At 41.3% G+C, this 5,056-nt stretch carries 8 protein-coding genes; 4 read left to right on the top strand and 4 right to left on the bottom strand.

The window, feature by feature from the left end:
* From queD to queF, 3 genes are all read left to right on the top strand, one after another.
* The coding region (queD, locus tag ACLNCN_RS03225) for a 6-carboxytetrahydropterin synthase QueD (protein ID WP_424844602.1) at nt 1-348 on the top strand (348 nt) is incomplete at its 5' end.
* The gene (gene queE, locus ACLNCN_RS03220; protein ID WP_424844601.1) at nt 341-1,057 is read left to right on the top strand and encodes a 7-carboxy-7-deazaguanine synthase QueE; all 717 of its coding nucleotides are present in this window, start codon (nt 341-343) and stop codon (nt 1,055-1,057) included. The genes queD and queE, both read left to right, overlap by 8 nt.
* Before the next feature lie 18 nt (nt 1,058-1,075).
* A complete protein-coding gene (gene queF, locus ACLNCN_RS03215; protein WP_000082587.1) occupies nt 1,076-1,567 on the top strand; it encodes a preQ(1) synthase in 492 nt (163 codons plus the stop codon).
* A 56-nt stretch (nt 1,568-1,623) separates the two neighbouring features.
* On the opposite strand, the gene ACLNCN_RS03210 is transcribed toward queF, so the two are convergent.
* The 3 genes from ACLNCN_RS03210 to ACLNCN_RS03200 all read right to left on the bottom strand — a co-directional run bounded on the left by ACLNCN_RS03210 (nt 1,624) and on the right by ACLNCN_RS03200 (nt 3,539).
* Nucleotides 1,624-2,292 carry an MIP/aquaporin family protein gene (locus ACLNCN_RS03210; protein WP_414306296.1) on the bottom strand — a complete coding sequence of 223 codons (669 nt, stop codon included), beginning with the start codon at nt 2,290-2,292 and terminating at the stop codon, nt 1,624-1,626.
* 111 nt (nt 2,293-2,403) lie between these two features.
* Nucleotides 2,404-3,195 (bottom strand): DUF2785 domain-containing protein, encoded by a 792-nt coding sequence (locus ACLNCN_RS03205; RefSeq protein WP_414306297.1) that lies wholly within the window; start codon nt 3,193-3,195, stop codon nt 2,404-2,406.
* Nucleotides 3,196-3,206: 11 nt separating this feature from the next.
* Nucleotides 3,207-3,539: a winged helix-turn-helix transcriptional regulator gene (locus tag ACLNCN_RS03200; RefSeq protein WP_000182730.1), complete on the bottom strand. Its 333-nt coding sequence runs from the start codon at nt 3,537-3,539 to the stop codon at nt 3,207-3,209.
* Nucleotides 3,540-3,689: 150 nt separating this feature from the next.
* On the opposite strand from ACLNCN_RS03200, the gene ACLNCN_RS03195 reads away from it, so the two are divergent.
* A complete protein-coding gene (locus tag ACLNCN_RS03195) occupies nt 3,690-4,079 on the top strand; it encodes a nuclear transport factor 2 family protein (protein ID WP_084927208.1) in 390 nt (129 codons plus the stop codon).
* A gap of 168 nt (nt 4,080-4,247) precedes the next feature.
* Here ACLNCN_RS03195 and ACLNCN_RS03190 read toward each other — a convergent pair.
* On the bottom strand, nt 4,248-5,056 hold an 809-nt coding region (locus ACLNCN_RS03190; protein ID WP_424844600.1), incomplete at its 5' end, for a M3 family metallopeptidase.

Genomic DNA, 5,056 nt, shown 5'->3' with positions numbered 1-5,056 from the left:
GCTGCCCACCACCTCTTTCACTATGAGGGAAAATGCAAATCCCTTCATGGTCACACCTATCATCTGCAGATTGCTGTCAGTGGATTTTTAGATGAACGTGGCATGACCTACGATTTCGGAGATATCAAAGCTATCTACAAGAACTACTTAGAACCCCACTTGGATCATCGCTATCTCAATGAGACTCTGCCTTATATGAACACGACTGCTGAAAATATGGTTTACTGGATTTTCCAAACCATGAACCAAGAGTTGCCAGACGAGCGCGGTCTCCGTTTGGAATACGTTCGCCTCTATGAGACTCCGACTGCCTTTGCGGAGTTTAGACGGGAGTGGTTAGATGACTAGGGAACGTATCCTTAAACTACCAGTTCTGGAAATTTTCGGCCCAACTTTTCAAGGCGAAGGCCGTGCTATTGGTCAAAAAACTATGTTTGTCCGCACTGCTGGTTGTGACTACCACTGCGACTGGTGCGACTCTGCCTTTACTTGGGATGGTTCTGAAAAACCAACTCGTATGACAGCTGACGAGGTCATTGCTGAGTTGGATAAATTAGGGAGCTACGACTATGTAACCCTATCTGGGGGAAATCCTGCTATCCTAGCAGCCAACATGGCCGAATTGGTCACCAAGCTCAAGGAACGCGGTGTCACTCTAGCTGTTGAGACCCAAGGCTCTCGCTGGCAAAATTGGTTGAAAGACATCGACCAGGTCACTCTGAGTCCCAAACCTCCTTCATCCAAGATGGAAGTCAACTTTGAGACCTTGGACTTTATCGTTTCCCAACTAGATCCAGACAAGGTCACCTTTAAAATCCCTGTCTTTGACGATACCGATTTGGCCTTTGCCAAAGGGATTCAAGAGCGCTACCAACCAGATGTCCTTTTCTTATCGGCTGGAAACCCTGAGCCCAAGGCTACAGGCAATATTGTCCAAGACCAACTGGACCGCCTCAAAGAACTCTGGGAACGCATCGCTGCCGACGATAGCTGGAGCAATGTCCGCGTCCTTCCTCAACTCCATACCCTCCTCTACGATAACCAACGTGGTGTTTAAGATTAGAAAGAAAAAATCATGTCACAACAAGAAGAAATGAAAAATCTCAGCCTACTAGGAAACAAAGAAACCAACTACATTTTCGAATATCAACCAGAAGTCCTCGAATCCTTTGACAATCGTCATGTGGAAAATGACTATTTTATCAAATTTAACTGTCCTGAATTTACCTCGCTTTGCCCAATCACTGCTCAACCAGACTTTGCGACCATTTATATTTCCTACATTCCTGACAAGCTCTGTGTCGAGTCAAAATCCCTCAAACTTTATCTCTTTAGCTACCGAAACCACGGAGATTTCCACGAAAACTGTATCAACACCATTGGGAAAGACTTGGTCAACTTGCTAGACCCTCGCTATTTAGAAGTCTGGGGAAAATTCACTCCGCGCGGTGGCATCTCAATTGACCCCTACTACAACTACGGTAAGCCAGGAACTAAGTATGAAGGCTTGGCAGAGCAACGCCTCTTCCAACACGACCTCTATCCAGAGAAAATTGACAATCGCTAAACTCATACAAAAAGCCCTGTTCCTCAAGTTGAGGAGCAAGGCTTTTTGATTTTTAATTATTCTTCAGTTCCAAGGAAGTTTTTTGCAACAAGGGCTGCAAGAACTCCACCAACGATTGGGGCAAGGATAAAAATCCAAACTTGTTGAAGAGCTGCGCCACCTACCAAGACAGCTGGTGCCAAGCTACGAGCTGGGTTTACTGACAGTCCAGTAATGTTCAATCCCACAAGAATCATAGCCATCAAGGACAAACCGATTACCAAACCAGCAATCGCACCATTGCCCTTGCTTGCTGATGTCACAGTCATGATAACCAAAACAAACAAGAAAGTTGCGATAACTTCAAACAAGAAACCACTAAAGACAGTGACACCGTTTGCCAAGGCATTTTCACCAAGACTAGCAGTTGACATACCTGAATTAGACAAGAGGAAGAAGACAGAAGCAGATGCTAAGAAAGCTCCAACTACTTGTCCAAGGATGTAGTTTACAAGCTCTGAAGATGACAAACGTTTGTTAACAAACATAGCAATCGAAACAGCTGGGTTCAAGTGAGCACCTGAAACAGTTCCGATTGAGTAAGCTGCAACTACGATTGCCAAACCAAAGGCAAAGGCAATCCCTAGGTGACCAAGGCCATCAAGACCATTTCCAAAAACAACAGCTCCTGTTCCGATGAACACAAGCATGAACGTACCGATTAACTCAGCAACAAATTTTTTCATTTTCTTTCTCCTTTTTTCAAAAACTAGATACTAGTCTATCAAAAGAGGGAAAGGGTTTCAAGAAAATTGTTTGGAAATTTTCTTGAAAAACATGAAACAACTCACTTATCCCTAGTATTGAAAAGACTGGATAGCTTCTTTCAAGTCATCTTGTAAACTATTTCTCTGGTCAAGTTGGACATAGACTTCCAACAGACAGGATCTGAAGTTGGAAAATTTATAAAAATCTTCCCTTTCTTCTATCGGAAAGTCAACAGTTTCTATCCAAGAAGCTACTTGCTCTTGCTCCAACTTCCCTTGTAAAATAGGTTCATAGATCACTCTCGCTAAACGCCAATCTTCATCATCTGTAAAGCGAATCAAAATTCTTTTAAATAGTTGACCAAGTATGTCAAATACTTCATGAACTCTGTTTTTAGGAAAGTCTGGATGACAAACCACTTCTGTCAGCAAATCGGCTCCATGTGCAAAAGCGTGAACCCAACCATACTGACTGGAAAAACCCGTTGTATCCTTTTCTTTTGAAAGATAGTGCAAACCTTGATCTAGCATCATATTTCTGATATCAGTTTGCAGCACTTGATAAAAAATAGAGTGTTCATTACCATCAGCTGATAAGAGATTTGCATAAATAAGTGCTCTAAAAGAACGCTCAAGCGTTGAGGTTTCTATCTTATCAATCTCTTTATCTAGACCATCATCAGAAACAATCCTAGCAGCGATAAACTGAAATTGTTCCTGTGTAAATAGCTCCTCCTGAATCCCCCTAGCAAAGCTTGTAAAAACAAGGTCATCGCGAATTTCTGGAGAAGAATCTCCCAAATGATCAAGCAACCATTGGATTTCCTCCTGATGATAACTTGGTTTTTCTTCTACTATTTTTCTAAGTAACTTTTGATACATGGTCAATATCTCTACATTTCTAGCAACTTGATATAATCTAGACCCCATTTCTCGACAGCATCTAAGACAACTCTGAATTCCTGCCCCATTTCAGTTAAGCTGTACTCAACTCGTGGTGGAACTTCGGCATAGACCTTTCGTTGAACAATCTTATCCTTTTCTAATTGACGGAGATGACGGGTCAAAATAGTTTGAGTAATCCCAGGCAATAATCTCTGCAATTCTTTAAATCGTTTAGTACCCGTACTCAACTGATAAATAATTACCAGTGCCCATTTCCCCGTTAAAACCCTCTGAGTTGTCGCAAATGGACAAATACCATACTCACTCACTTTATTTGTCATAAAATATCTTCTTTCTATTTTTTAAAAAAAATTTATCTTTTAGTATCAATAATAGTACCACTTTTGATACTAGCTATCGAAAAAGTGTCTACTTGTTTTTTTGTTTGTAACTGTTACAATTATATCATAAAAAAGAAATGGAGAATAGATATGTCAACAAACTTAGAAATTTTCAACGCTTATAACCAAGCTTTAATTGCTGGTGACTTTCCTGGTGTCTTTGAAACGATGGCAGACGATATTATCTGGCATCAACCTGGTACTCATAGTATATCTGGTACAGTTGTTGGTAAGGACAAGCTAGGAGCTCACCTGGCTACATTTGCTGAGAAAACTAATGGAACCTTTAAGGTGGTAACAAATTGGGTTTCTGACAATAAGGATTTAATCGCAGCTAATGTTACTTTTCTTGGAACACGTGCTGATGGTACTGAACTCAATATGAACGGGATTGACCTCTTCCGTATTGAAGACGGAAAAATCAAAGAAGTTTGGCTCTTCTCTTCAGATCAAGCTGAAGAAGATAGCTTTTGGGGATAATTAAAGAGGACAGAACAAAAAATTTTGATTTTAGGAATTCTTTATTATAAATTTTTAAAATCGATAGATTAGAAAAAAAGCGAACAAGACAGAATTCTGAGTGTCAGATAACTCGTTTTGTTCGCTTTTTATATTTAAGGTTAGACTTTTGTCCCAGACTCTTTTAATTTACTCTCCCAACTGGGCACTGTAGGCGATAATCTGGTCAACTGTGTCTGACAAGAACTGGATAGTATCGCGGAGTGGTTTGTCTGTTGAAATATCTGCTCCGATAATCATGGCTGACTCAAGTGGTGTCTTACTTCCACCTGATTTGAGGAGATTGAGCCAGTCTTCAGCTCCAGTTTCTGAATGTTTCAGATGGAGATAGCCAGCTGTAGAGATAACAAGTCCAGCTGAGTAAGTGTAACTATACAAGCCCATATAGTAGTGAGCTTGGCGCATCCAAGTCAAAGACGCATCATCGTCAATCTCAATGGCATCTCCCCAGAAATCCGTCAAGACTTCCTTCATAATGCTGTTGAGCTTGCTTGCTCCAAAGGTTTCTCCTTCTTCAATCAATGTATAAACCTTACGCTGGAAGGCTGCTTCCAAGAGGTGGGTGATGAAATTATGGAAGTAGGTATCTGTCAAGCGGTGAGCAAGAGCGAAGCGTTTTTGACGTGGGTCGTCAGACTGGTGCTCCAAGTAATCACTGAGAAGCAATTCATTGAAAGTTGACGGTGCTTCGACATAGTAAGTAGACATGTGGGCATTAAAGTAACTCTGATGATTATCTGAGAAAATGAATTGACCAGAATGTCCGATTTCATGAATCAAGGTATAGACATCACTCAAACGACCTGTCCAGCTCATGAGGACATAAGGGTGCACGCGATATGGATCCGCCGCATATCCACCAGAATCCTTGCCACTGTTGGCAGCAAAGTCCACCCAGCGCTCTTCTTGATAGCGAGCAACTTCCTGACAATATTCTT

The sequence above is a fragment of the Streptococcus sp. CL8.13 genome, assembly GCF_049737895.1.
This window is presented reverse-complemented; position numbering and strand designations above follow the sequence as displayed.